Consider the following 24,870-nt stretch of genomic DNA (forward strand, 5'->3'; position numbering starts at 1 on the left):
CGCCTCACCTCGGCGAGATTCTTGCACGACGGCGGCGGCCCTCAGGGGCCGCCGCCGTCGATGAACAGATCCCAGGGGTACGCGTCTCAGCCGCCGATCGGCGCGGTCTCCTTGCCACCCTGCGGCTGCTCGGGCTTGACCGAGCGGAGCAGCACGCTGGCCACGTCGATCACCTCGACCTGTTCGCCGGCACCCTTACCGTTGACCCCGTCGTTGAGCATGGTCGAGCAGAACGGGCAGCCGACCGCGACCGTCTTCGCGCCGGTGGCCATGGCCTCCTCGACGCGGTCCACGTTGATCCGCTTGCCGATCTTCTCTTCCATCCACATCCGGGCGCCGCCAGCTCCGCAGCAGAAGGAGCGTTCGCTGTTCCGCGGCATCTCGGTCAGATCGCCCGCGATGGCGTCGCCGAGCACCTCGCGGGGGGCCGCGAAGACGCGGTTGTGCCGACCCAGGTAGCAGGGGTCGTGGTAGGTGACGCCGCCGTCGACCGGCTGCACCGGCGTGAGCTTGCCGGTGGCGACCAGGTGCGCGAGCAGTTGGGTGTGGTGGACCACCTCGAACTCCCCGCCGAGCTGCCCGTACTCGTTGCCCAGGGTGTTGAAGCAGTGCGGGCAGGTCGCGACGATCTTGCGCTTGGCCTTGTCCCGGCCCTCGAACGCCTCGTTCAGCGTCTCCACGTTCTGCTGGGCGAGCATCTGGAAGACGAACTCGTTGCCGATCCGTCGCGCCGGGTCGCCGGAGCAGGTCTCGCCCTCGCCCAGGATCGCGAACTTCACGCCCGCCTCGTTGAGCAGCGTGGCCACCGCGCGGGTGGTCTTCTTGGCCCGGTCCTCGAACGCGCCGGCGCAGCCGACCCAGAACAGGTACTCGAAGTCGTCCACCTCGCCGACCCGGGGCACCTCGAAGTCCAGGCCCTTGGTCCAGTCCTCGCGGGTGTTCTGCGGGGCGCCCCACGGGTTGCCCTTGTTCTCCAGGTTGCGCAGCATCACCCCGGCCTCGGAGGGGAAGCTCGACTCGATCAGCACCTGGTAGCGGCGCATGTCGACGATGTGGTCGACGTGTTCGATGTCCACCGGGCACTGCTCGACGCAGGCGCCGCAGGTGGTGCAGGACCAGAGCACGTCCGGGTCGATGACACCGCCCTCCTCGGCGGTGCCGATCAACGGCTTGTCCGCCTCGGCGAGGGCCAGCACGTCCAGGTGGGCGAGCTGCGCCTGGGTGGCCTTCTCCTCGCCGGTCAGGTCCTTGCCGCCGCCGGCCAGCAGGTAGGGCGCCTTCGCGTACGCGTGGTCGCGCAGGCTGAGCACCAGCAGCTTCGGCGACAGGGGCTTGCCGGTGTTCCAGGCGGGGCACTGCGACTGGCAGCGACCGCACTCGGTGCAGGTGCTGAAGTCCAGGAGGCCCTTCCAGCTGAACTGCTCGACGTGGGCGACGCCGAACTGGTCCTTCTCCGGGTCCGCCTCCTCGAAGTCGAGCGGCTTGCCCTGGCTCGTCATCGGGCGCAGCGCGCCGAGACCGGAGCCGGCCGGCTTGGCCGGCTCCCGCTTGAAGAAGATGTTGGGGAATGCTAGGAAGCGGTGCCAGGCGACGCCCATCGTGACGTTCAGCGAGATGACGATCAGCCAGGTCATCGAGATGACGATCTTGATGAGTGCGGCGACGCTCGCCCCGTCCGACCAGTCGGGCAGCACCGCGCCGACCGCGTGGCTGACCGGCGTGGCCCAGAGCGGGTACTCGAAGTGGTCGGTGGCGACCTTGAAGCCGCGGATCAGCAGGCCGAAGATCAGGACCAGCAGCACGATCCACTCGACGAAGTAGCCCTGCCACATGGTCGAGCCGGTGAACCGGGACCGCCCACCCGGCCGGGTCGGCCGGTTGCGCAGTCGGATCACCATCAGCACCAGGATGCCGATCAGACCCAGCACGGTGATGATCTCGGTGGCCAGACCGAAAATCGTCAGGTGCCCGATGATCGGCAGCCCGCCGGTCGGGGTGACCACCTCGAAGTACGCCTCGAGCACCAGCAGCGACAGCACGATGAAACCGACCATCACGAACCAGTGCGCCGCACCGACCACGCCCCACTTGAGCATCCGGGTGTGGCCGGCGGTCTCCACCAGCATGGTCTTCGTACGGGCGCCCTTGTCGGAGAACCGCTCCGGAGCGGGTTGCCCGAGCCGGATGACGGCCGTCATCTTCATGACCGCACGTACCGCAAGCCACACCGCCACGGCGGTGATGGCGGCCGCGAGGATCGTGGTGACGATCTGGACGCTGCCCATCGAGTTGGCCTCCCCGGTCTGCTGCCTGATGACCTCGCTCCGCTCGGTCATGCAATGCAGCCTACGCGAAGGTTACCCAGCGGTAACGTGAGTCATCTCGCAGTAGGCCGCGCTGCCTGCGCACACCATAGGGGGCCCCGCCCGATCCCGCCGGGCAGGGGCTCGACGGGTGACGTGGGATCGCCGACGCGACGGTCGGACAGATCAGCGCCAGCGGGAGAGCAACGCCAGCGAGGCGACCATCGCACCGAAGCCGACGGCGAGGTTCCAGTAACCCCACGCCATGACCGGGTACTCCTGCTCGGACAGGTAGTAGAGCACCAGCCAGCCGATCCCGACGACGATCAAGGCGACCGCGGTGACCGGCAACCACACCGGGCTAGGCTTGCGCGACGACGCCGTCGTCGTCGGACGGACGTCCGTCGGCGGGGTGTACACCTTCTTCTTACGGACCTGAGACTTGGGCACGGCGCTCTCCAGAGGGGTGACGACCTCGTCCGGCCTGACAACCGGGCGCGAGGGCGACGGTCCATGGCCAATAATGTTCGAGAGCTAGCGTAGTCCCGATCGGCCGCCTGGACCACGAATGGGGTCAGGCCGGTGCATGGAGTGACCGAAAGAGGCGGGACTGTTCGCATCACCGGCCCGGCCGGCGCGGACCGATCCCCGACACGCGGAAGGAACGCTCGGTGGAGTACACATCCGGCGCAACCTCCTGGCAGAAGGTCCTCCGACGGGCCGCTGCCGGGCTGCTGCCCCGGCGACCGCGTCAGCGCCGTCCGGGCTGGTCGATCGGGGTGCCCCTGATCGCCGCGGCGGCCGGGTTGCTCTTCACCACCACCGCGACCACCGCGGGCGGTACCGCTCTCCGGGAGGACCGGCGACCCCAGCTCAACCAGCTCATCGAGGACCGACGCGAACAGGTGGCAGCCAGCGAACGCCGCGCCGCCGAGCTGCGCGGCGAGGTCGAGCAACGGACCAACACGCTGGCGGGCTCGGACGCCCCGATCAAGGCTCAGCAGAATCGTGCCCAGGGCAGCCTCCAGGACGCCGGGTTCACCGCCCTCAGCGGGCCCGGGGTCACCGTCGAGCTGAACGACGCGCCCCAGCTCGACCAGACGCAGTCGGACGCCAGCAACGACGACCTGGTGGTGCATCAGGGGGACGTGCAGGCGGTGGTCAACGCGCTCTGGGCCGGCGGAGCCGAGGCCATGTCAATCATGAATGTCCGCGTGCTCACCACCAGCGCGGTACGCTGCGTCGGTAACACCCTGCTACTTCACGGCCGGGTGTACTCCCCACCGTTCAAGATCGTAGCAATCGGCGATCCCGCTGCCCTCCAGCAGGCCCTCGCCAGCTCTCAGGGAGTCCGGTTGTTCAAGGACGCGGTCGACGACTACCAGCTTGGCTACAAGGAGACGGCCTCCACGGTGCGAGTTCCCGCATTCGAGGATTCCACCGCCCTGCGCTCGGCTACGGTGCCCAAGTGAGCGGGCCGGACGAGCGACGCGACGGGCGACACCGGGACCAGACCGACGAGCCGACCGCCTTCCTGCCCAAGTTCGACCGGCCCGAGTCGGCACCGGGCCGACCGACCCCGGCCGGCAACTGGCCCGAGCCGGTGCTGCACCCGCCGCGAGCCGAGCAGCCGCCGCCGAGCGCCACTCGACCCGAGCCGACCGGGGCCCCGGGCCGCCCGGGTGCCGAGGCGCCTCCGCCCTGGCCGGGCAGCACAACTGCCGGGTCGGGCTCACATGGCGGCGGCGGGCTTCCCCCCGCGACCACCCCCGGTCGACCGACCGCCAGCAACCAGGGCCCGGTTCGGCCCGCTGCCTCCGTTAACGCCCCGACCCGGCCCCCCGCGCCCAGCGCCGAGTCCACCCGGCCGACCGCGCCCAACGCCGCGCCGACCCGACCGCCGGGCACCGGCAACCCGCCGGGTGCCACACCGACCCGCCCGCCGGGTGCCGCGCCGAGCGGGTTGCCGATGCCGACCCGACCGGCAGCCTCCGGCACGCCGAGCCGGCCTGTCTCCTCCGGGCCCTCGACGCCGCCGCTGGCCGACTCGCCGACCGCGTACATTCCGCAGGTCACCGACCGCTCCGCCCGATCCACCGGCTCCCCGGCCACCCCGGTTTCCCCGGCCGCCCCCGACCGCGTCGCAGCGGCCGGGCCGGAAGGCTTCCCGTCCACCGGGCCCAGCCGGGTCCCGCCGACCGGGCCGGGCCGGGTCCCACCGAGCGCTGGCGGGGATCGCGGCGCGGACCCGGCCGCCACCGCGTTGATTCCGGCCGTGCCCGCCACTCCTGCCACCAGGCCGCCGACCATGGACTCGACCGCGTTGATGGGTGCCGTCCCCCGCACCGCCGTCCCGGATGAGCCGGCCGGCGCCAACCCCGCCGACCCTCCCCAACCCCGACGCGGCGAGCGGGTGGTGCAACTCCGGCCGCACCAGACCGGCGAGGGCTACAAGAGCGTCTACTCCGAGCTGACCCGCCCGTCGTTCGGCTCGCGACTGCGCACCGGCGTCCGCGTCACCGGCGAAATCCTGATCACCTTCGGCCTGGTGGTCCTGCTCTTCGCCGGCTACGAGGTCTGGGGCAAGTCGGCCATCGTCGACGCCCACCAGAACGACCTCAACAACGAGCTGGCCCAGGCGTGGGGCCCGACCGACGACCCCACTGTCGCCCCGTCGGTGGGCCCGAGCGTCAAACCCTCCCCACCGGTACGCGGCAAGCCGCTCGCGGGCCTCTACATCCCCAAGCTCGACAAGAACTGGGTTGTCGTCGAGGGGGTCACCCAGCAGGACATCCGCTTCGCCCCCGGCCACTACCCGACCAGCGCGCTCCCCGGTCAGGTCGGCAACTTCTCCGTCGCCGGCCACCGCAACCGGGCCACCTTCTGGCGGCTGGACGAGCTGGACGAGGGCGACCCGATCGTGGTCGAGAGCAAGACCGACTGGTACGTCTACCGGGTGTCGCAGTCCCGGATCGTCCGGCCGACCCAGGTCGAGGTGGTGGCGCCGGTGCCCGGCGAGCCGGACAAGAAGGCGACCAAACGGATGCTCACCCTCACCACGTGCAACCCGAAGTTCGACAACTACCAGCGCCTGATCATCCACGCCGAACTTGACCGCACCCAACCCAAGTCCGCGGGCCGTCCGGCGGAGCTGGGAGGCTGACGGAATGTACGCGTTCATCTGGCGCAAGCTGCCGTTCGGCGTGGTCGGGAAGTTGACCGGCTCGGTGCTCCTGGTGGCCGCCACAGTGGCCCTGCTGTGGTACGTCGCCTTCCCGTGGGCCGAGCCCCTGCTGCCCTTCGACGACGTGCAGGTCGAGTCCGGCGTACCCGCTGAGACTGGTGGCGGCGGCGACCCGGTGACCGGGGAAACGCCGGCCGGCGACGAGCACGAACTGCCGTACGACACCGACCAGAACAACCCAGCGCCTCCCTCCCCGAGCAGGTGACCATGCGCGTCCTGGTGATCGACAACTACGACTCCTTCGTCTTCAACCTCGTGCAATATCTGGGCCAGCTCGGCGTGGACTGCGAGGTCCGCCGCAACGACGAGATCAAGGTCGCCGAGGTGGGCACGGTTGGCGCCGACGGCATCCTGCTGTCGCCCGGGCCGGGCAGCCCGGACCGGGCCGGCATCTGCCTGGACGTCATCCGGGAGTACGCGGGCAAGCTGCCGATCTTCGGCGTCTGCCTCGGCCACCAGGCCATCGGTGAGGCGTTCGGGGCGACAGTGACGCGCGCCCCGGAGCTGCTGCACGGAAAGACCTCCGAGGTACGACACCACTCGGTCGGCGTACTCGCCGGTCTGCCCGACCCGTTCACCGCCACCCGGTACCACTCGCTCGCCGTGCTGCCCGAGACGCTCCCCGACGAGCTGGAGGTCACCGGCTGGACCGGCTCCGGCGTGGTGATGGCGATGCGGCACCGGACGCTGCCCATCGAGGGCGTCCAGTTCCACCCGGAGTCGGTGCTCACCGAGGGCGGTCACCTGATGCTGGCCAACTGGCTGGCCAGTTGCGGTCACCCCGAGGCGCTGGAGCGCGCACCAGCGCTGGCCGCCGAGGTGGACGCGCGTCGTCGGGCGGCTTTCGCCACCGCCTGAGGGGCCGGACGGTCAGGGCCCGGTCATTGGATCATCGGGACCCCGCACCGGCCGGGTCAGCCCCGCAGCGCGTTCTCGATCGCGGGGTCCGCTGGCGAGCGCACTGCGGGCGGGCGGCCGCGTACCGCGTCCCACGCCGCCTTGCCACTGGCGAAGTAGTCCCGAACCGACTTCTCGACGAGCAGGGCAGCGCCGCAACCGTCGCAGCGGGCGGTCACCCCGTCGACGTCGAGGCCGAGCTGCCGGCACAGCGTCACCGCCCGGGACAGGTGGTACGACTGGGTGACGATCAGGGCCCGCTCGACGCCGTACACCTCGCGCGCTCTCGCGCAGCTGTCGTAGGTGTCCAGGCCGAACCGGTCGGCCACCACCCGACGCCTGTCGACGCCGCGCTCGGCGAGGTACGTCGTCATCACCGCCGGCTCGTCGCCGGACGCCCCGCCGCCGTCGCCCGACACGAGAACGACAGTGGCCCGCCCGCTGGCCACCAGCTCGGCGGCGGTGTCCAGGCGGCCGGCGAGACGGTCCCCCGGCCGCTGCCGATCGGCCGCCACCTCGGTGCCGAGCACGATCACCACGTCGGCGGCCGGCGCGTCGGCGACGGCGTACACGTGGCCGCGTGCGGCGAGCGTCGTCCACAGCCACGGGAAACTGGCGAGCACCAGCACGACGAGGCCCGCGACGGCCAGCCGGCGGAGGCGTCGAGGCCACCGCCTTACCGCCCCAACCGGGGACGCTTCCGCCTCGGTCATGCCGATGCCCGCGGGTGGCCTAGTCCTGGGGCCGGCCCGGCGGGGGCGGGAACGGCAGACCGATGCCGCCCCCTGCGCCGGGAGTGGTCGGCGTGGTCGTCGGTGTGGCCGTCGGCGTGATCGTCGGCGTCGGGTCGGTTTCCGGCTCCGGCTGACTCACCTTGATGGTCACCCTGGTGCCGGTGGGCTTCTTCTCCTTGCCGTTCGGGCTCTGGTCGGTGACCTTCCCCGCCTCGGCAGCGGGCACCTCGGGCCCGTCCTGCACGACGACCACGAAGCCGCGGTCCTTGAGGAACCGGGTGGCGTCGTCCTGGCTCAACCCGACGACGTCCGGCACCTCGCGGACCTTGCCGTTCGAGACCGTGAGCGTGATCTTCGTGCCTTCGGGGACGCTCTCACCCTCGGGCGGGTCGACCTTGAGAACCTCGTCCTGGCTCGCCTCGTCGTCCACCGTCTTGATGTCGTACTTGAGCTTCGCCTCGGTGAGCCGGGCGATGGCGCTCTCCCGCTTGCTGCCCTTGAGCCCGGCCGGAACGCGCACCTCGGGCTTGCCGCCGCAGAGCTGAATGGTGACAGTATCGTTCTGCTTCACCTGGGCGGTCGGCACCGGACTCTGCTTGACGACCGTGCCCTCGGTGCAGTCACTGGCCAGCACCGGGTCGCCCACCTGAGCGGACAGACCGGCCTTCTGGATCTCGGCGATCGCCACGTCCCGGGCCTTGCCGGTGAGGGTGGGCACCGACTTCAGATCGCTGCCCTTCTGCTGGTCCCAGAGCAGGGCGGCGACCAGGGCGATCACCGCCAGCACGCCGACCGCGCTGAACATCGCGATCAGGAACGAGGACGCCTTGCGCTGACGGGGGTCGCCCACCCGGGCCGGGATCTGCCCGGTCTGCGGCCCACGGCCGGAAGGTGGATAGCCGCCCCCACCGCCGGCCGGGGCCATCGCCACCGTCTCCGCCTCGCGCAGCACCGGGGTGGCCAGCACGGGCCGGCCGGCGGCGGCGCGGAGCAGGTCGGCCCGCATCTCGCCGGCGCTCTGGTAGCGGTTGAGTGGGTTCTTCGACAGCGCCTTGAGCACGATCGCGTCGACGGCCGGGGTGACGTCCGGGTTGATGTCGCTCGGTGTCGGCGGCGTCTCCCGTACGTGCTGGTACGCGACGCTGACCGGGCTGTCCCCGACGAACGGCGGGTGCCCGCAGACCAGCTCGAAGAGCACGCAGCCACCCGCGTACACGTCGGAGCGGGCGTCGACGGCCTCGCCGCGTGCCTGCTCCGGGGAAAGATACTGGGCCGTGCCGATGACCGCGCTGGTCTGTGTCATGGTGGTCGCGCCGCTGGCCAGCGCCCGGGCGATGCCGAAGTCCATCACCTTGACCTGGCCGGTCTGGGTGAGCATCACGTTGCCGGGCTTGATGTCCCGGTGGATGATGCCGTGCCGGTGGCTGAACTCCAGTGCGGCGCACATGTCGGCGCAGATCTCCAGCGCGCGGCGCGGCTGGAGTCGCCCCTCGGCGCCGAGGACCTCCTTCAAGGTCCGCCCGTTGACGAACTCCATGACGATGAACGGCAGCGTCTCACCGGTCGGCGCGGTCTCCTCGCCAGTGTCGTAGACCGCCACGATGGCCGGGTGGTTGAGTGAGGCGGCGTTCTGCGCCTCCCGACGGAACCGCATCTGGAACGTCGCGTCCCGGGCGAGATCGGTGCGGAGCATTTTGATCGCGACGTCCCGACCGAGCCGGAGATCGCGACCACGGTGCACCTCGGCCATGCCGCCATAGCCGAGCAGCTCGCCGACCTGGTACCTGCCACCGAGCAGGCGGGCCTGCGCTGTCATCGCGTCTGTCGTCCTTCGCTCGTCGTCGCCCCGCCGTCGCCCGGCTGGAGTCGTACCTCTCGACGGTACGACGTCCGGGTCGGATCGTCGCGCCCGTCGAGTCGTAGCGCGCCGGACGCCACGGTGCGCGGCGTCAGCCCGGCGGATACACCGGCCTGCGACTGCTTCCGTAGGTTGTAGGAAATCACGCCAGAGCAGAGCAGGACCAGCACGGCCAGCAGGATGGCGAGAAGCACCATTCCAGGCCGGGACCGCTGGGGCTGGGGTGACGGCGTCGCCGGGCCGGCCTGCCGGGCGTACGCCGGCGGGTGTTCCTGCCGCGGCGGCCCGGACGGCACCGCTGCCGCACCGCGCGGGTAGCCGTTCGGTGCGCCCTGCGGCCGAGCGGGCTGGACGGCCGGCGCGACGGCGGTGGGGCGTGGTTGTTGGGCGGGTGCGATCGCTGTCGGCCTCGCTCCGGCCACCGGCGGGCGGGCAGTCGGCGGACGCATCTGGTGCGCCTGCGGCACCTGGGCCCGGCCGGGCGCGGCGGGTGAGGCGGGCGCCGCGGACACCGGCCCGGAGTTGGCCCCGGCCCGGGCCTGCTGGGAGAGCGCGGCCTTGAGCTGACGGGCGACCCCGGCGAGCGCGGCGGCGCTCGGCCAGCGGGCGGCCGGGTCCTTGGCCAACGCCCGTTCGACAAGGGCGCGCACCTGCGGAGGGATGTCGGACGGCAGTGGCCGGGGCGTCTCCCGGACGTGCCGCATCGCGATGTCGAGGGGGTTGTCGCCCTCGAACGGCCGCCGACCGGCCAGGCACTGGTAGGCGACCACGCCGAGGGCGTACACGTCGGACGCCGGGGTGGCCACGCCGCCGGTGGCCTGCTCCGGCGAGATGTACGAGGCGGTGCCGAGCACCGAACCGGCGGCGGTGAGCTGGCCGACCATGTCGGAGCGGGCGATGCCGAAGTCGGTGAGCACCAGCGTGCCGTTCGGCCGGACCAGCAGGTTGCCGGGCTTCACGTCGCGGTGCACGATGCCCTTCTCGTGCGCGGCGTGCAGCGCGTCCGCGGCCTGCGCGACGAGGGCCATCGTCCGCGCCGGGGTGAGCCGACCGACCCGACTCAGGGTGGACGACAGGGCGTCGCCCTCGACGTACTCCATGACCAGGAAGGCGATCTGCTGGTCGTTGCCGAAGTCGTAGACGTCCACCACGCCGGGATGGTTGATGGTGGCCATCGTGCGGGCCTCGTGGCGGAACCGCTCGCCGAAGTCCGGGTCGTCGAGCAGGGCGGGGAGCAGGCTCTTCACGGCGACCGTCCGGCCGAGCACCTGGTCGGTGCCGCGCCAGACATCGCCCATGCCGCCGCTGGCGATCCGCTCGTCGAGACGGTAGCGGTTGCCGAGCTGCACGCCGGGGCTGAGCATGTCAGCGACCCCCTGGGTCGGCGATGGCGGCCCGCATGATCTGACCCGCGATCCGAGCGGCCTCGCCACTACCACCGGGGCCGGCCTGCTCCAGCACCACGCAGACCGCGGAGACCGGGTTGCCGTTCTTGTCCAGGGCGAAGCCGATGAACCAGCCGTGGTCGGGCCGGTCCGGGGCGGACTGGGCGGTGCCGGTCTTGCCGCCGACCGTGTAGCCGTTGATCGCGGCCTTTCGCCCGGTGCCGTTCTGGACCACGCTGACCATCATCTCGCGCAGGTCGGCGGCGACCTGCGGCTCGACGGGCTGGCGCAGCTCCCGCGCCTTCGCGGTGTAGTAGCTGGTGGTCCGGTCCGGCGCGAGCAGCTGCCGCACCAGGTACGGCCGCATCTGACTGCCGTTGTGAGCGATCGCTCCAGCGATCATGGCGCCTTCGAGGGGCGTCATCCGAACGTTGTTCTGGCCGATCGAGGACTGGGCCAGCGCGGCCGGGTCGGTGCTGCCGTCCTGGTTCTGCATGGTCCCGGTCTGACTGGCCGCCGTGGGCAGGCCGCCCTCGCCGAGCTGGCCGACGGTCAGGTCCTCCTGCTCGAAACCGAACTGGCGGGCCTTCTCCTTGACAGTCTCGGCGCCGAGCCGCACACCGAGCTGGGCGAAGCCGGTGTTGCACGACTTGGTGACCGCCTCCAGCAGGGTGACCTGCCGAGTCGGGCAGATCGACGGATCGGCGTTGCGGATCGGGGTGCCCGAGGTGGGCGCGGTGTAGCTGGGACCGGCCGGGATCTGGGTGGTCTTGGTGACGCCGTTCTCCAGCGCCGCCGCCGCCACCACGATCTTGAAGGTGGAGCCCGGCGGCAGCGTCTCGGAGAGCGCCCGGTTCTTCAGCGGACCTTCCGGGTCCTTCTCCAGCTTGTTGTACGCCGCCGCTGCCTCGTTGGTGTCGTGGCTGGCCAGCGGGTTCGGGTCGAAGCTCGGCATGGAGACCAGCGCCTGGATGGCACCGGTACGCGGGTCGATGGCGATCGCCGCGCCCCGCTTCGCGCCCACCTCGTTGTTGCGCAGCTGGTCGTACGCCACGTCCTGGGCCCGCTTGGAGAGCGTGAGCAGCACGTTGCCGCCGCCGGTGTCGTCACCGGTGAACATGTCCTTCAACCGGTCACCGATCAGCTGGTCGCTGGTGCCGGCCAGGAAGTCGTTCTCCGACCGCTCGATGCCCTGGTCGGCCAGGTTGACCGGCTTGTAGCCGAGCACGTGCGCGTACTTGGCGCCGCTCGGGTAGGTGCGCTGGAACTTCAGCTTGCCGGTGGTCTCCTTGCTGGTGGCCAGCGCGGTGCCGCCAGCCTCGATGTTGCCGCGCTTGCGCTTGTAGTCGGCAACCTGGACCCGACCGTTGTAGTCGCTGGTCCGGTACTCGTCGGCCTTCTGGAACTGAATCCAGTTGAGGTTCGCGAAGAGCAGACCGAACAGGACCATGACGACGACGCCGACGCGGCGCAGGGGTGCGTTCACGGCTTGATCACCTCCGTGGGAGCACCGTGCAGCTGCTCTGGCGGGCCGCCGCTGGGACGGACCGCCTTGCCGCCGCCTCCACCGGTCACCGGCCGGCGGGCTCCGTCGGAGACCCGCAGCAGCACCGCGATGAGCAACCAGTTGGCCATCAGCGACGAGCCACCGGCGGACAGGAACGGGGTGGTCTGACCGGTCAGCGGGATGAGCTTGCTGATCCCGCCGACGATCACGAACACCTGAAGGCCGAGGGTGAACGCGAGACCGCCGGCGAGCAGCTTGCCGAACGAGTCCCGTACCGCGAGCGCGGCGCGCAGCCCTCGCTCCACGATCAGCAGATAAACGACAAGCAGCGCGGAGAGGCCGAAAAGCCCGAGCTCCTCGCCGATGCCGGCGAAGATGAAGTCGTTCTGCACCTCGGGCAGGATGTCCGGCTGGCCGCCGCCCGGCCCGGCGCCGAAGAGGCCGCCCGTGCCCAGGGCGAGCAGGCCCTGCACGAGTTGGTAGCCCTTGTCGGTCGGGTCGGCGAACGGGTCGAGCCAGATCTCCGCTCGGACGTAGAAGTTGGCGAACGGCCCGCCGACCGTCGAGCCGAGGACGTAGGCGAGGTACGCGCCGCCGAAGAAGAGGACCAGGCCGATCAGCAGCCAGCTGACCCGTTCGGTAGCGATGTAGAGGGTCACCACGAACATGCCGAAGTAGAGCAGCGAGGTGCCCAGGTCCTTCTCGAAGACCAGCACCAGGACGCTGATCAGCCAGACGCCGACCACCGGCCCGAGGTCGCGGCCACGCGGAAAGTCGATGCCGAGGAAGCGCCGGCTGGCCAGCGAGAGCACCTCACGCTTGCGCACCAGGTAGTAGGCGAAGAAGACCAGCAGCGCCAGCTTGGCGAACTCACCCGGCTGGATGGAGAAGCTGCCGACCCGGATCCACAGCTTCGCGCCGTTGATCTCGGAGATGCTCGACGGCAGCACCGCCGGGATCATCACCAGCACGATGCCGGCCAACCCCAGGGTGTACGCGTACCGCGAGATCGACCGATGGTCGCGCATGATCGCGAGCAGGCCGGCGGCGAGGATCACCGCCCCGAGCGTCCAGGCCAGCTGACGCCCGCCCTGCCCCGCGAAGATCGCCAGGCTCTCCCGCTCGGCCACCGGGGCGTCGCCCAGGTCGATCCGGCGCAGGAAGCCCACCCCGAGCCCGTTGAGCAGGGCCACCGCGGGCAGCAGCGCCGGGTCGGCGAACGGGGCCAGGAACCGGATGACCAGGTGCAGGCCGAGGAAGACCGCGCCGAGCGCGGCGGCCGGCATCCAGAAGTCCGGGGTGACCGTGTCCAGCAGGTTCGCCTCGACGGTCGCCCCGTACGCGGCCACCAGCACCATCGCGAGCAGCAGCAGGTACAGCTCGGCGTTGCGGCGCGACCGCGCCAGGCGTACGCCGGATTGCTCGCCCGCAGTGGCGGGCGAGGGTGCCGGTGTGGCCGCTACGGTCACGGGTGGAGTCCTCAGGATCTCAGCCGACGCTCACTCAGGAGACCGGCAGCCGGCCGGGTCGAGCGCCGGCGTGGCCGAGTCGGAGGGCGTGACGTCGGGTGTGGTGGTCGCGCCGGCCCCACCGAGAGCGGTGGTGGCACCGGCGGTCGGGCTTGCGCTGACAACCCCGTTGGGGGTCGGCGACGCGTTGGCGCTCGGGCTGCCGTTCGGGGTCGGCGTCGAGCCGACGGGGGTCGGCGTCGGCGTCGGGACCCCGGCGGCGGTCGGGTCGAGCGGGCAGAGCGGCTTCAGGTTGGGGTTGCTCGGCGTGTCGCTGGTCAGCTCGGCGAGCTGACGCTCGGCGTCCGGCTCACTCTTGGCCCGGATGCCGACCTTGACGGTGTCCTGTGCGGCGACAGTGAGGTCGTCCAGGCGGGTGCCGCTGCGGCGGTGCACGCTGGACAGGTCCATCCCGGCGATCTGACCCTGGACACCGCGGAAGACGGCGACCTGGCCCTCTTCGGTGGCTCCCACGTAGTACTGCCGCTGGGTGTAGGTCCAACCACCGAACGCCGCACCGCCCACGATCACCAGCAGGGCCAGCGCCATGGCGGCGGTCCGGACCGGGCGTCGCTTCGGCCGGTCGGCGTCATCGTCGGAGGCCGCCGGCTCCTCGGGCGCGGCCGGACGCGGCGCGGAGAGCGCCGAGGCCCGGGCGGCCGGAGTCGAGTCGTCGGCGGAGGTCGCCATGCCCCGGTCCCGGGCGGCGGCGCCGCCCACGATCGGGGTCGCCTCGACGATGTCCTGGTCCGTGGCGTCGGCGATGATCACCGTGATGTTGTCCGGCCCACCGCCGCGCAGCGCGAGCTGCACCAGCCGCTCGACGCACTGCTGCGGGTCGGTGTACTCCCGCAGGGTCTCGCCGATGGTTTCGGCGCTGACCACGCCCGAGAGGCCGTCGCTGCAGATCAGGTACCGATCGCCGGGCATGACCTGGCGGACCGAGTATTCCGGGTCGATGTCCCGACCGTCGAGGGCGCGGGTGAGCAGCGACCGCTGCGGGTGACTGCTCGCCTCCTCGGCGCTGATCCGGCCTTCGTCGACCAGCATCTGGACGTAGGTGTCGTCCTTGGTGATCTGCGCGAACTCGCCATTGCGCAGCAGGTAGGCCCGCGAGTCGCCGATGTGGACCATCCCCAGCTTGCTGCCGGTGAAGAGGGTCGCCGTCAGCGTGGTGCCCATCCCCTCCAGCTGTGGGTTGGCGTCCACCGTGTCGCGGAGTTGTTGGTTGGCGGTGCCCACGGCCGAACGCAACGCATCGACGAGAGCGTCCCCCGGGACGTCCTCGTCGAGCGGCGCCATGGCACCGATGACGATGTTGCTGGCGACGTCACCGGCGGCCATACCGCCCATGCCGTCGGCAACGGCGAGTAACCGCGGCCCGGCGTAGACGGAGTCTTGATTGCCGTCTCGGATCAGACCGCGGTCGCTGTGGGCCGCATAGCGCAGGGTCAGAGTCATGGCCGTAATTCGAGGGAAGTGCGGCCGATCCGGATCGGCACGCCGAGGGGGACGGGGGTTGGTCCGGAGACCTTAGCGCGATCGAGGTACGTGCCGTTAGTCGAGCCGAGGTCTTCGACGTACCACTGCCCGTCACGCGGCACGAGCCGGGCGTGTCGCGCGGAGGCGTAGTCGTCGGTGATGACCAGGGTGGAGTCCTCAGCCCGACCGATGGTGATCTGCGCTTCACCGAGAGTGATTTTGGTGCCGGCCAGCTGACCGGCCGTCACCACCAGTTGATGCGCCGCTCTGCCCCGTTTCACCTTCGCTGGCTTGGCCGCCTGCCCCGTCGAGGCGCCCACCGCGCGTGGCGCGGCCACCAGACGACCGGACCGGGCGCCCGCGAAGAGGTCCCGGCGGATCACACCGACCACCGTGAACACGAAGATCCACAGCAGGATCAGGAACCCGAACCGGGCAACGGTGATGACCAGTTCCGGCAAGGCGGGTCAGCCGTCCACGCGGAAGGTCAGCGTCGTCGTCCCGAGCTGGACCATGTCACCGGGGTTGAGCGCGACGGCGGAGACCCGCTGCCCGTTCACCATGGTGCCGTTGGTCGAACCCAGGTCGGTCAGCACGACCTGGCCCCCGTCGAAATCCAGCCGGGCGTGTCGCCGGGAGATGCCGACGTCGGGCAGACGCAGGTTGGCCTGGTCGCCGCGACCGATCACCGTCGACCCCATCTGGAGGGGGTAGGTGCGCCCGTCGCCGGAGACCAGCCGCACGTTGCGACCGCCACCGTGCCCGGGCGGCGGGCCGTAGCCACCGCCCTGGTCGTACGCGGGGTAGGCGGGCGGGCCGGCGTCGTAGCCGGGCGCCGACACCGGGGCGACCTCGCCGCCGGTGTAGACCTCGGCCGTGACACGGAACATGCCCGTGTCCAGACCCTCGCCTCGCTCGATCTCGACGATCACGTCGCCGTAGACCGTCCACGCCTGCTCGCCGATGAACTCCGCCTGCGACTGGGCCAACTCCTGGGCCAGCGCGGCGGCGTACGGCGCCAGCCGACTGTGGTCGAACGGCGAGAGATCGATCACGTAGCGGTTGGGCACCAACGTGCGCCCACCGGCCAGGATCGCCTTGTGCGCCTCGGCCTCCCGCTGCATGGCGTTGAGGATCTCCACGGGGTGGACCACCCCTTTGAAGACCTTGGCAAAGGCCCCTTCGACCAGGCCTTCCAGACGCTTCTCGAAGCGTTGCAGCACGCTCACCGGCTCCTCCTCGGGTCCCGAGGACATGATGGTATCCGGCCGGCGCGCGCGCAGCTCACACGCCGCTCGGCCGGCTGCTCTCGACCCGTTCGGAAGGGCCGGGACTGTCGTGCTAATCTTTCGTCCGCCACGAACGGTAATCGTTCGTGGCGAGCGCCAGGGACAGCGTAGTATTCCCGAGGCCCGTTGGAGACAGCGGGGCCGGGCGGCTAGAGTGTTCCGGGTTGTGCCACGGGGATGTGGCGGAATGGCAGACGCGCACGGTTCAGGTCCGTGTGCCCGAAAGGGCGTGGGGGTTCAACTCCCCCCATCCCCACCACCGACGAGGGCTCCGCTTCATGCGGGGCCCTTCCGTCATATCGGGGCGTGCTGGACGTCACGCTATGCTCCGATGGATTCTGCCTCCGATGGACCAGGAGTGGCGTGTGAGTGTCGCGTTGGTGACAGGGTCGGGCGGTCTGATCGGCTCCGAGGCGGTCCGGCATTTCGCCGGCCTCGGTCTGGATGTCGTCGGCGTCGACAACGACATGCGCCGGTACTTCTTCGGCGAGGACGGCTCCACCTCGTGGAGCCTGGAACGGCTCGGCCGTGATCTCGGTAACGCGTACACCCACTTCGCGGTGGACATCCGGGACCGGGACGGCCTGGAGCAGGTGTTCAAGAAGTACGGCTCGGACATTGCCGTGGTGATCCACAGCGCTGCCCAGCCGAGCCATGACTGGGCGGCCAAGGAGCCGTACACGGACTTCGACGTGAACGCCGGCGGCACGCTCAACATCCTGGAGAACACCCGCCGGCACGCGATCGACGCGCCGTTCATCCACTGCTCGACCAACAAGGTGTACGGCGACCGGCCCAACAGCCTGCCGCTCATCGAGCTGGAGACCCGGTACGAGCTGCCCGAGGACCACCGCTGGTACCAGGGCATCACCGAAGAGATGTCGATCGACCACTCGCTGCACTCGGTCTTCGGCGCATCCAAGGTCGCCGCGGACGTGATGGTCCAGGAGTACGGGCGCTACTTCGACATGAAGACCGCCTGCTTCCGGGGCGGCACGCTGACCGGCCCGGCGCACTCCGCAGCCGAGCTGCACGGGTTCCTGGCCTATCTGATGCGCTGCGTCATGGAGGGCCGGACGTACAACCTCTTCGGCTACAAGGGCAAGATGGTCCGGGACGCGATCCACTCGCACGACGTGCTGACCGCGTTCGAAGCGTTCTTCCGGGCCCCGCGATCCGCGGAGGTCTACAACCTCGGTGGCGGCCGGCACTCCAACACCTCGCACATCGAGGCGTTCCGGATCGCCGAGGAGATCACCGGCCGCGAGGCGCAGATCAACTACGTCGAGCAGAACCGCACCGGCGACCACCAGTGGTACGTGAGCAGCATGGCCCGGTTCGAGGCGCAGTATCCGGACTGGAAGATCACTTACGACGTGCCGATGATCCTGCGGGAAATCTACGAGGCCAACGTGGACAAGTGGGTGGCCCAGCCATGAGCGCCCGGACGAAGCGCAACGTGCTCGGCGTCCTGGTCGACGCCACCGACTACGCCACGGCGACCGACGCGGTGGTGACCGCGGCACACGAGCGGCGTCCCCTCGCGCTGACCGCGTTGGCCGTGCACGGTGTGATGACCGGGGTGCTCGACCCGGCGCACAACGCGCGGCTCAACTCCTTCGACGTGGTCACGCCGGACGGGCAGCCGGTGCGGTGGGCGCTCAACCTGCTGCACCACGCCGGGCTCAGCGACCGGGTGTACGGACCGACCCTGACCCTGCACGTGCTGTCGCGCTTCGCTGACGAGGGGCTACCGGTCTACCTGTACGGTTCGACCGAGGAGACCCTCGCCCGGTTGATCCCGGCCCTGGAGCAGATGTTCCCGGCGCTGAAGATCGCCGGGGTGGAGCCGTCCAAGTTCCGTGCCGTCCAGCCCGGTGAGGACGCCGAGATCGCCGACCGGATCCGGGCCAGTGGTGCCCGCTTGGTGCTGGTCGGGCTCGGCTGCCCGCGCCAGGAGGTCTTCGCGTACGCCATGCGGCCGCTGCTCGACATGCCGCTGATGGCGGTCGGCGCGGCCTTCGACTACCACGCCGGACTGCTGCGCCAGCCCCCGCCGTGGATGCAGCGCGCCGGTCTGGAGTGGTTCTGGCGCCTCGGTCTGGAGCCGAAGCGGCTCTGGCGCCGCTACGTCATCCTCAACCCGGCCTACCTGAGCCGGCTCGCCGCGCAGAAGATCGGCCTGTGGAAGGCCCGCCCGCCGGCCCCGGCCACCGAGCGGCCGGCCACCTTCTCGGTCTGACACCGATCCGTACGACGCGAGGCCCCACCCGGCGTGCCGGGTGGGGCCTCGCGGTCGTGGAAGACCGGTCAGACGGTCAGGGTCCAGGTGTTGATGTAGCCGGTGTCGGCTGAGTAGGTGTCCCGCACCTGGAGCCGCCAGATGCCGTCGGCGGCCTCACCGGACACGTTGGCCGTGTACGTGGCGTTCACGTTGTCGGCGCTGTCCGAGGTGCTGCTGTTCTTCAGCCGGTACGAGCTGCCGTCCGGGGCGAGCAGGTCGATGACCAGGTCACCGCGGTAGGTGTGCACGATGTTCACCGCCACGGTGGAGGCCGAGGAGGCGTTGCGACCGCAGCCGGAGATGGTGATCGAGCTGGTCACCGCCGAGCCGGCGTCCGGGATCGACACGTCGGTGCCGTTGGTGCCGGTGCAGCCGGTGGGCGGCGGCGGGGTGGTGCCGGTGCCCACGTAGAGCAACAGGTTCGGTGAGCCCGAGCCCGGGTTGCTCACCACGTTGGGGGTGGCGTTGGCCACCAGTTGGTTGCGGACCTGAGCCGGGGTCCAGCTCGGGTTGGCGCTGGCCACCAGGGCCGCCGCTCCGACCACGTGCGGGGTGGCCATCGAGGTGCCGCTGATGGTGTTGGTGGCGGTGTTGCTGTTGTACCAGGCCGAGGTGATCGACGAGCCGGGCGCGAAGATGTCCAGGCAGGTGCCGACGTTGGAGAACGACGACCGGGCGTCCGTGTTGGTCGTCGAGCCCACCGTGATGGCTTCCGTGGTACGCGCCGGCGAGGTGTTGCAGGCGTTCGCGCCGTTGTCGTTGCCGGCCGCCAGGCCGTACGTGACACCCGAGGCGATCGAGTTGCGGACGGCGTTGTCCAGCGAGCTGTTCGCGCCGCCGCCGAGGCTCATGTTCGCCACCGCCGGCTTGATCGCGTTCGCGGTGACCCAGTCGACGCCTCCGATCACACCCGCGTTGGTGCCACTGCCGGAGCAGTTCAGCACTCGTACGCCGACGAGTTGGACGCCCTTTGCCACCCCGTACGCGGACCCGCCGACAGTGCCGGCCACGTGCGTGCCGTGCCCGTTGCAGTCGTCGGCCGACCCGCCGTCCACCGCGTCGTAGCCGGAGGTGGCCCGGCCGCCGAAGTCGTTGTGGGAGAACCGGATGCCGGTGTCGATGATGTAGGCGTGCACGTTGCTCGCCGTGTTCGGGTAGGTGTAGGAGCTGTCCAACGGCCGGTTGCGCTGGTCGATCCGGTCGAGGCCCCAGGAGGGCGGGTTGGCCTGCGTGCCGGAGATCGAGACGGTGTGGTTCTGCTCGACGTACGCCACCGCCGGGTCGGCCGCGATCCGCGCCGCCGCGCTCGCATTCACAGTGACCTCGAAGCCGCGCAGCGCCGCACCGTAGGTGCGGGCCACAGTGCCGCCGTGGCGACCGGAGAGCCGCTTCGCGGTGTCGCCGACCCGGTCCCGGGCCACGGCGCTGTCCTTGAGTACGACGATGTAGCTGTCCGGCACGGCGGTGGCTCCGCCGGCAGCCCGAACCACACCCACGGGTTCGGCGGCCAGGGCTGGGGTACCGACGGCCAGGACGGTCGCCGCGGCCACCCCGATCAGTACGGACCTTCGTGGAAGACCCATTTCCTACCTCCCTCTGACCGGCAGTGGAACGTGACCACCGGTCCCAACCTCAATCGACACTCGCCGATCTAGCTGAGGGTAAGTCAGGCGCCGGGCAGTTGAACATGTCGAAACGGCCATAACCTTCGAGTGATGGCCCCCTACGGGCCCGGCGTCCGGGGCGAACGGGGGACACGCCCGGATTCGCCTCGCCGGGATTCGGGAAAGACTCTCGAACATGGAGAGTCAGCTCACCATCCTGCTCCCGGTCGCCGCCGTCTGGCTGGCCGCCGGCGTCGTTGCCGACGGCCTTCCCCGGCTGCGCAACACCCGCATGCTGCGCCGGCGTACCGGATGGTTGCTGGTGCTGGCCCTCACCGGCGTGGCGCTCACCGCGGCCGTGCTCGGCGGCGGGCTGTTCAGCGCCGGCACCGCGCCGGTCGACCGGGCCGCCGCCGGGCTCACAGTGGCCGCCGGCCCGGCGCTCGTGGCGACGGTCTGCTCGGTACGACGGATCCGCCGGCTGTGGGCCGGTGCGGGCGCGTTCGCCAGTGCCCCCGCCACTCCCGCGCCACACGGGCTGCGCGCCGCCGCGGCCCACCCGCTCGTCGGGCTGCCACTACAGGTCACCGCCCTGGCCACGGTGCCGGCGTTGATCGCCGCCGCCGGCGCCGACCTCGGAGCCGGACCCGGCGTCACCGGGCCGGCGATCACCGTGGGCGCGCTCGCGGTGATCGCCATCGGGGTCCGGCACGCGCTGCGCCACAACCGCTTCGCGGAGCGGGCCCAGCCCGCCGTCGCAGGGTCAACGCGGGCGGCTGGCGCTCTGCACGTATAGCAGCTCCAGGATCGACCTGGTCGCCTCGAACCAGCGGTCCAGCCAGTCCTGCGAGGGCACGGTGCCCTTCGGCGGCAACTCCATCAGCAGACCCCGCAGCAACGGGTGGTCCGCCAGGGACTGGGGCGGCTCCATCGGCCAGCCCGTCGGCGGGAACGACGGCTCGATCAGCGGGTTCGGGTCCAGTGAGGGCAGCGAGAGCGGAGGATCCGTCGTCTCGGAACAACCCTCACGCCCGCTCAACTCCTGGTCGGTCGAGACCACCTCGGTCAGAACCGTGTCCCGACGAGCGCCGCGATACTTGCCACCGAACCGCTCCGGCTTGGCCGGACCGGTGGTGAGGTTGTCTGAACCGATCGTCGTCATCCGTCTCGCCTACTCGCTCGGTTGCGGGTCGGTGCGGCGGGTCGTCGACCAGCGCCGTACCGACCGGTTCAACGAGACGGGGACGCTCTGGCGACGGGAATCCCGACGGAACCTCGCCGCCCCCGCCGCGGCGCGACCGTCAGCCGCGCCTACCCCGGACACGACAGAGTCCCCGTCCGGCGAACCGGACGGGGACTCAATTGACCAGTCGGTCAGACCGCGCCGAACACACCACCCCGGGTGCCGGCAACGAAGGAGTGCCAGTCACCCGGTGCGAAGACCAGGGCGGGGCCCGCCTTGTCCTTCGAGTCCCGCACTCCGACCGCCCCCGTCACGTACGCCACCTCCACGCAGTTGTCACAGTTCGGCCCGCTCTTCGAGCTCTTGAACCATGCTGCCTGCGTCAGGTCCACGGGGAACCCTTTGGTCGCCATTTCCACAACGGCTCCTCTGCCAGTTTTGCGATGTGTGCGACGGACTCCTCCGGACGTATGGCCGCAGCGCGGATGTGATCGAAGATGAAGCTGTACTTCTGTAGTTCGTCGCTCTTCTCGAGGAAGAGCCCACCCGTGGCGTTCTCCGCGTACACAACATCCGGATCACCGGGCTCAGGGAAGCTGAGGATCGTGAACGTGCCGTCCATGCCGGCATGCGCACCCACCTCGAAGGGCAGGATCTGCAGCGTCACGTTCGGCAACTCGGCCACCTCAACCAACCGCTTGAGTTGACCGCGCATCACCTCGTCCCCGCCCACCGGCCGACTTACCACCGCCTCATCGAGCACCACCCACAGATCGACCGGATCGTCCTGGGTCAATAACGACTGACGGCCCAAACGGACACGCACTCTTTGATGCACCTGATCGGCGGTGAAGTCCGGCCGAGCCGCACGGATCATGGCCCCGGCGTACTCCTCGGTCTCCAGAAGACCCGGAACGACCTGCTGTTCGTACGCCCGGATCGAACTGGCCGCCGCCTCCAGCCCGACGTACGCGCCGACGAGCACCGTGCTGTAGGGGTGCCACCAGCCCTTCTGGCGGGCCTCCCGGGCGATCTGCACGAGCTCGTCGCTCTCGGCGCCGACCACGCCGTAGATCCGCAGCATGTCCCGCACGTCGCGTGGGGTGGCCGTGGTGTGCCCGGTCTCGATCCGGGAGACCTTCGACGCCGAGCACTCCAACTGTTCGGCGACCACCTCGATGGTGATTCCGGCGGACTCCCGCTGGCGGCGCAGCTCGGCCCCGAGCCGCCGCCGTCTGATGGTGGGGCTGCGCCGCTCACTCATCGCGCAACCCGTGAGTCACTGGTCCCCGCCGCTGGCTGCTCGACCCCACTCGGGCTACCTCCGGTAACGCGCCACTGGGTGACACCCGCCGGGGGCGCGACCGTCGACCGGCGAGCGTTCGCGACGAAGGGGTGGTGCCGGTCCTCGGCCGGCCGCGACGGGCGAAACCGGCCCCCAGTCTGCCGCCCGGACGCGGATGGCTTCAAGAGGCCTTTCGCGCGACACGCTCACGTATCGGCAAAAGTCGACGTGCAACTTGCATGAAGCACGTTCCTGATGCAGTCTGTCCGTATGGCACGGATCACTCAGCGTCTCCGTTCGGTCCCTCGGAGTGGTGACCCCACCGCTGCGGGAAAGCCGGGCACGGCGCGGGCCCGGCCGACGACAACGCGACCTGCTCCGGGGTAAGGACCCCGCCGCTGCAAGCCGGCAAGCTGCGGCGGCGGGCGCGGTTCCCGGAAGCAACCGGGTGGTGGTCGGGTGGCGGCACGTCACCAGCGGGGTACGGCCCGACCACCGCCATCCGCACCACCGGTCCACGAGGCACGACCCCGTCACCGGCCGAGACGTCCCCCGTTCAGGCACCGCCGGCGCGACCGCCGGCCGATCCTCCCCAGGAGCCCATGTGCTTCCCCGCACCGGTGACGTACTGCACGTGACACGCGCGGCGAGTGTCCAGTTCCTCAGGCCGATCAAGTTCCGGGTGATCCGGGTGCTCGACTGGCCGACCTATGACGGCTGGCTCTGGCTCGACGGCTACGAGTTGAACGCCGCGGGCGACGCGGTCACCCGACGGTCGATCTTCGTCCAGCGGGAAGGGCTGCAGCAACTGCAGGCCGCCCCCGAACCCCGCCCGCACACCGTGCGGGCCCGCCGCCCGGTCGCGCGTACCCCGCTCCGGGTGGGCTGACCGGCCCGAACCGCCGCCGGTGGGCGTGCCGTCGCCATAGAATCGGTACGCCCACCCCGGCACCGTTCCACCCGCTCGTCCAGGACCCTGACCCTGGGATGGTCATGGTCAATCAGCCCGCCCTGCGGCGGCACCACCGCTCCCGTATCGCCTATGCCTTCGGACTCCTCGCCCTCCTCGGGGCGATGGCGACACTCCTGGTCCTCGTCCGCGACCCGGCGATGTCGTCCACCCGGCTGACCGCACCGGTGCCCGCGCCGGAGATCACCGTGCTCGACTCGGACCCGCCCACGGGCGACGGTCAGTCGGTCTACGAGGGACCCGGCTGGATCGACATCGGCTCCCCGGCCGACCACGCTGGTGGTGCCGACCCGACCGGGCCGGTGTCCGGCTCTGGTGCCGGCGGCCAGTCCGACGGCCGTCAGGAACTCACCGAAGCCGCTCCGGCCGGGCACAGCGCCACTGACATCCGCCGCTCCCTCTTCTGGTCCGGCATCTTCGGCCTCGCCATCTCGCTGGCCGGCATCGGCCTCGTCGGCACCCGCCGCCGGATGTGGTGACCAGCGGTCACGGCGTGCTTGTCACCGTGGGGCTCGGCGTGGTCGGGCTCGCCCCGGTCGGCGGCTCGGCCTGCGAGATGATCAACAACACCTCGTCGTCGGTCGACACCGACGTGCCCGCCTCCGGCTCGGTGCCCACCACCGTCCCGGGTGGCAGCTCCGACGGGCGGTACACCACCCGGTAGGCAAGGCCGAGCCGAGCCAACAGCCCCTCGGCGGTGGCCTGCGGCAGGCCGGCGAGCGGTGGCACCGGCAGTTCGTCCGGCACGTCCGTGGTCGGCGAACTGCTCGGCGACTCGCTGGTGGGCGCCGCCGACGTGGGGGCTGCGCTGGTCGGCGGGGTGCTGGGGGCACTTGTCGGCGGAGGGGACGGGGTGGGGTCCCGTTCGTTACGGTCGTCCTCCTGCTGGGCGAGCACCACCCAGAGCGCGCCCCCGAGCAGGGCGGCGAGCAGCAGTGCCAGTACGCCCCAGAGGATCGGCAACCACCACCGCCGACCACCCTGCTCCTCGACGTACCACTCACCGGCGGCGTCATCCGGTCGGGGCGAGCGCACCTCGGCCCGACCGGACCAGGCCGGCGGTATCGGCGCCGTCCGGTCGGCCGGCGGGCCCGGCCGGGTGCCGGCGGATCGGTCGATCGGCATGGTCTGGTCGGGCGACAGGTCGGGACGAGCCGGGACAGTCCGGTCGATCGGTGCCGTCTCGTCGGGTCCGTCGGCGGTGGGCCCGGTCGGGGCCGGCCGATCAGCGGCGGAGGGCAGGGGCCGGGTCCGGTCGTCGTCGTGCTCGCCGGCGGGCGGCTCCTGGCGGTCGTCGCTCATCGCACGTCCTTTCCCGAACCCGGACGGGCGTCTTG

24 protein-coding genes and 1 tRNA gene are annotated in these 24,870 nt (G+C 70.8%); 10 read left to right on the forward strand and 15 right to left on the reverse strand.

The window, feature by feature from the left end:
* Positions 1-86: 86 nt before the first annotated feature.
* Complete coding sequence (locus ACIA47_RS10020) at positions 87-2,285, reverse strand: (Fe-S)-binding protein (RefSeq protein WP_203120640.1); 2,199 nt, start codon at positions 2,283-2,285, stop codon at positions 87-89.
* Between the two features lie 204 nt (positions 2,286-2,489).
* Positions 2,490-2,753, reverse strand: coding sequence for a cell division protein CrgA (locus ACIA47_RS10025; RefSeq protein ID WP_030331997.1), 264 nt, complete (start codon positions 2,751-2,753; stop codon positions 2,490-2,492).
* A gap of 221 nt (positions 2,754-2,974) precedes the next feature.
* Here ACIA47_RS10025 and ACIA47_RS10030 point away from each other — a divergent pair, with 221 nt between their 5' ends.
* From ACIA47_RS10030 to ACIA47_RS10045, 4 genes are read left to right on the forward strand one after another with little or no spacing between them, the layout of a single operon-like run.
* Positions 2,975-3,775 (forward strand): DUF881 domain-containing protein, encoded by an 801-nt coding sequence (locus ACIA47_RS10030; RefSeq protein ID WP_203120637.1) that lies wholly within the window; start codon positions 2,975-2,977, stop codon positions 3,773-3,775.
* Positions 3,772-5,466: a class E sortase gene (locus tag ACIA47_RS10035; RefSeq protein ID WP_396706957.1), complete on the forward strand. Its 1,695-nt coding sequence runs from the start codon at positions 3,772-3,774 to the stop codon at positions 5,464-5,466. Before ACIA47_RS10030 ends, ACIA47_RS10035 begins: the two co-directional genes overlap by 4 nt.
* Positions 5,467-5,470: 4 nt before the next feature.
* The gene (locus tag ACIA47_RS10040) at positions 5,471-5,752 is read left to right on the forward strand and encodes a hypothetical protein (protein ID WP_238687886.1); all 282 of its coding nucleotides are present in this window, start codon (positions 5,471-5,473) and stop codon (positions 5,750-5,752) included.
* A gap of 2 nt (positions 5,753-5,754) precedes the next feature.
* A complete protein-coding gene (locus tag ACIA47_RS10045; RefSeq protein WP_396706959.1) occupies positions 5,755-6,405 on the forward strand; it encodes an aminodeoxychorismate/anthranilate synthase component II in 651 nt (216 codons plus the stop codon).
* Between the two features lie 56 nt (positions 6,406-6,461).
* Here the strand turns inward: ACIA47_RS10045 and ACIA47_RS10050 are convergent, their stop codons facing one another.
* The 8 genes from ACIA47_RS10050 to ACIA47_RS10085 are packed head-to-tail and all read right to left on the reverse strand — an operon-like array spanning position 6,462 to position 16,174.
* Entirely contained in the window at positions 6,462-7,157 is a 696-nt protein-coding gene (locus ACIA47_RS10050) for a vancomycin high temperature exclusion protein (protein ID WP_396706961.1), read from the reverse strand.
* A 19-nt stretch (positions 7,158-7,176) separates the two neighbouring features.
* The gene (pknB, locus tag ACIA47_RS10055) at positions 7,177-8,994 is read right to left on the reverse strand and encodes a Stk1 family PASTA domain-containing Ser/Thr kinase (RefSeq protein WP_396706963.1); all 1,818 of its coding nucleotides are present in this window, start codon (positions 8,992-8,994) and stop codon (positions 7,177-7,179) included.
* A complete protein-coding gene (locus ACIA47_RS10060) occupies positions 8,991-10,400 on the reverse strand; it encodes a protein kinase (protein ID WP_396706965.1) in 1,410 nt (469 codons plus the stop codon). Before ACIA47_RS10060 ends, pknB begins: the two co-directional genes overlap by 4 nt.
* Before the next feature lies 1 nt (position 10,401).
* Positions 10,402-11,907 carry a peptidoglycan D,D-transpeptidase FtsI family protein gene (locus tag ACIA47_RS10065; protein WP_396706967.1) on the reverse strand — a complete coding sequence of 502 codons (1,506 nt, stop codon included), beginning with the start codon at positions 11,905-11,907 and terminating at the stop codon, positions 10,402-10,404.
* Entirely contained in the window at positions 11,904-13,397 is a 1,494-nt protein-coding gene (locus ACIA47_RS10070; RefSeq protein WP_203126371.1) for an FtsW/RodA/SpoVE family cell cycle protein, read from the reverse strand. Before ACIA47_RS10070 ends, ACIA47_RS10065 begins: the two co-directional genes overlap by 4 nt.
* A gap of 30 nt (positions 13,398-13,427) precedes the next feature.
* Positions 13,428-14,897 carry a protein phosphatase 2C domain-containing protein gene (locus ACIA47_RS10075; RefSeq protein WP_396706969.1) on the reverse strand — a complete coding sequence of 490 codons (1,470 nt, stop codon included), beginning with the start codon at positions 14,895-14,897 and terminating at the stop codon, positions 13,428-13,430.
* Positions 14,894-15,379 (reverse strand): FHA domain-containing protein, encoded by a 486-nt coding sequence (locus ACIA47_RS10080; protein ID WP_196928900.1) that lies wholly within the window; start codon positions 15,377-15,379, stop codon positions 14,894-14,896. The genes ACIA47_RS10075 and ACIA47_RS10080 overlap by 4 nt, the downstream gene beginning before the upstream one ends.
* Positions 15,380-15,385: 6 nt before the next feature.
* On the reverse strand, positions 15,386-16,174 hold the full coding sequence (locus tag ACIA47_RS10085; RefSeq protein ID WP_007454122.1) for a DUF3662 and FHA domain-containing protein: 789 nt from the start codon (positions 16,172-16,174) through the stop codon (positions 15,386-15,388).
* Positions 16,175-16,380: 206 nt separating this feature from the next.
* Here ACIA47_RS10085 and ACIA47_RS10090 point away from each other — a divergent pair.
* The 3 genes from ACIA47_RS10090 to ACIA47_RS10100 all read left to right on the forward strand — a co-directional run bounded on the left by ACIA47_RS10090 (position 16,381) and on the right by ACIA47_RS10100 (position 18,449).
* A tRNA-Leu gene (locus tag ACIA47_RS10090) sits at positions 16,381-16,466 on the forward strand.
* A 64-nt stretch (positions 16,467-16,530) separates the two neighbouring features.
* Positions 16,531-17,646: an NAD-dependent epimerase/dehydratase family protein gene (locus ACIA47_RS10095; protein WP_203126373.1), complete on the forward strand. Its 1,116-nt coding sequence runs from the start codon at positions 16,531-16,533 to the stop codon at positions 17,644-17,646.
* The gene (locus tag ACIA47_RS10100) at positions 17,643-18,449 is read left to right on the forward strand and encodes a WecB/TagA/CpsF family glycosyltransferase (protein WP_203126375.1); all 807 of its coding nucleotides are present in this window, start codon (positions 17,643-17,645) and stop codon (positions 18,447-18,449) included. The genes ACIA47_RS10095 and ACIA47_RS10100 overlap by 4 nt, the downstream gene beginning before the upstream one ends.
* A gap of 68 nt (positions 18,450-18,517) precedes the next feature.
* Here ACIA47_RS10100 and ACIA47_RS10105 read toward each other — a convergent pair whose 3' ends face one another.
* Positions 18,518-20,074, reverse strand: a complete 1,557-nt coding sequence (locus ACIA47_RS10105) for a S8 family serine peptidase (protein ID WP_203126377.1) — start codon at positions 20,072-20,074, stop codon at positions 18,518-18,520.
* Between the two features lie 217 nt (positions 20,075-20,291).
* On the opposite strand from ACIA47_RS10105, the gene ACIA47_RS10110 reads away from it, so the two are divergent.
* The gene (locus ACIA47_RS10110) at positions 20,292-20,891 is read left to right on the forward strand and encodes a hypothetical protein (protein ID WP_396706973.1); all 600 of its coding nucleotides are present in this window, start codon (positions 20,292-20,294) and stop codon (positions 20,889-20,891) included.
* Here ACIA47_RS10110 and ACIA47_RS10115 read toward each other — a convergent pair.
* The 3 genes from ACIA47_RS10115 to ACIA47_RS10125 form a co-directional block, all read right to left on the reverse strand.
* Complete coding sequence (locus ACIA47_RS10115; protein WP_396706975.1) at positions 20,859-21,257, reverse strand: hypothetical protein; 399 nt, start codon at positions 21,255-21,257, stop codon at positions 20,859-20,861. The genes ACIA47_RS10110 and ACIA47_RS10115 overlap by 33 nt on opposite strands.
* Positions 21,258-21,469: 212 nt before the next feature.
* Positions 21,470-21,691 (reverse strand): DUF397 domain-containing protein, encoded by a 222-nt coding sequence (locus tag ACIA47_RS10120; RefSeq protein ID WP_091396369.1) that lies wholly within the window; start codon positions 21,689-21,691, stop codon positions 21,470-21,472.
* A complete protein-coding gene (locus ACIA47_RS10125) occupies positions 21,661-22,542 on the reverse strand; it encodes a helix-turn-helix transcriptional regulator (RefSeq protein ID WP_091396372.1) in 882 nt (293 codons plus the stop codon). The genes ACIA47_RS10120 and ACIA47_RS10125 overlap by 31 nt, the downstream gene beginning before the upstream one ends.
* A 625-nt stretch (positions 22,543-23,167) precedes the next feature.
* Between ACIA47_RS10125 and ACIA47_RS10130 the strand changes: the two genes are divergently transcribed.
* Together ACIA47_RS10130 and ACIA47_RS10135 are read left to right on the forward strand one after the other, a co-directional pair.
* Entirely contained in the window at positions 23,168-23,452 is a 285-nt protein-coding gene (locus tag ACIA47_RS10130; protein ID WP_091396374.1) for a hypothetical protein, read from the forward strand.
* Positions 23,453-23,550: 98 nt separating this feature from the next.
* The gene (locus ACIA47_RS10135; RefSeq protein WP_203122582.1) at positions 23,551-24,012 is read left to right on the forward strand and encodes a hypothetical protein; all 462 of its coding nucleotides are present in this window, start codon (positions 23,551-23,553) and stop codon (positions 24,010-24,012) included.
* Positions 24,013-24,019: 7 nt separating this feature from the next.
* Here the strand turns inward: ACIA47_RS10135 and ACIA47_RS10140 are convergent, their stop codons facing one another.
* Positions 24,020-24,835: a PASTA domain-containing protein gene (locus ACIA47_RS10140; RefSeq protein WP_396706978.1), complete on the reverse strand. Its 816-nt coding sequence runs from the start codon at positions 24,833-24,835 to the stop codon at positions 24,020-24,022.
* Positions 24,836-24,870 lie beyond the last annotated feature (35 nt).

Source organism: Micromonospora sp. NPDC051227 (assembly GCF_044455385.1).
Lineage (GTDB): Bacteria > Actinomycetota > Actinomycetes > Mycobacteriales > Micromonosporaceae > Micromonospora.

Coding starts and splice junctions, on each gene's coding strand:
- ACIA47_RS10095 (WP_203126373.1), top strand. CDS start 16,531: ATGCTCCGATGGATTCTGCCTCCGATGGACCAGGAGTGGCGTGTGAGT.
- ACIA47_RS10135 (WP_203122582.1), top strand. CDS start 23,551: ATGGTCATGGTCAATCAGCCCGCCCTGCGGCGGCACCACCGCTCCCGT.
- ACIA47_RS10120 (WP_091396369.1), bottom strand. CDS start 21,691: ATGGCGACCAAAGGGTTCCCCGTGGACCTGACGCAGGCAGCATGGTTC.
- ACIA47_RS10060 (WP_396706965.1), bottom strand. CDS start 10,400: ATGCTCAGCCCCGGCGTGCAGCTCGGCAACCGCTACCGTCTCGACGAG.
- ACIA47_RS10040 (WP_238687886.1), top strand. CDS start 5,471: ATGTACGCGTTCATCTGGCGCAAGCTGCCGTTCGGCGTGGTCGGGAAG.
- ACIA47_RS10125 (WP_091396372.1), bottom strand. CDS start 22,542: ATGAGTGAGCGGCGCAGCCCCACCATCAGACGGCGGCGGCTCGGGGCC.
- ACIA47_RS10100 (WP_203126375.1), top strand. CDS start 17,643: ATGAGCGCCCGGACGAAGCGCAACGTGCTCGGCGTCCTGGTCGACGCC.
- ACIA47_RS10045 (WP_396706959.1), top strand. CDS start 5,755: ATGCGCGTCCTGGTGATCGACAACTACGACTCCTTCGTCTTCAACCTC.
- ACIA47_RS10085 (WP_007454122.1), bottom strand. CDS start 16,174: ATGTCCTCGGGACCCGAGGAGGAGCCGGTGAGCGTGCTGCAACGCTTC.
- ACIA47_RS10020 (WP_203120640.1), bottom strand. CDS start 2,285: ATGGGCAGCGTCCAGATCGTCACCACGATCCTCGCGGCCGCCATCACC.
- ACIA47_RS10050 (WP_396706961.1), bottom strand. CDS start 7,157: ATGACCGAGGCGGAAGCGTCCCCGGTTGGGGCGGTAAGGCGGTGGCCT.
- ACIA47_RS10115 (WP_396706975.1), bottom strand. CDS start 21,257: ATGACGACGATCGGTTCAGACAACCTCACCACCGGTCCGGCCAAGCCG.
- ACIA47_RS10110 (WP_396706973.1), top strand. CDS start 20,292: ATGGAGAGTCAGCTCACCATCCTGCTCCCGGTCGCCGCCGTCTGGCTG.
- ACIA47_RS10105 (WP_203126377.1), bottom strand. CDS start 20,074: ATGGGTCTTCCACGAAGGTCCGTACTGATCGGGGTGGCCGCGGCGACC.
- ACIA47_RS10075 (WP_396706969.1), bottom strand. CDS start 14,897: ATGACTCTGACCCTGCGCTATGCGGCCCACAGCGACCGCGGTCTGATC.
- ACIA47_RS10140 (WP_396706978.1), bottom strand. CDS start 24,835: ATGAGCGACGACCGCCAGGAGCCGCCCGCCGGCGAGCACGACGACGAC.
- pknB (WP_396706963.1), bottom strand. CDS start 8,994: ATGACAGCGCAGGCCCGCCTGCTCGGTGGCAGGTACCAGGTCGGCGAG.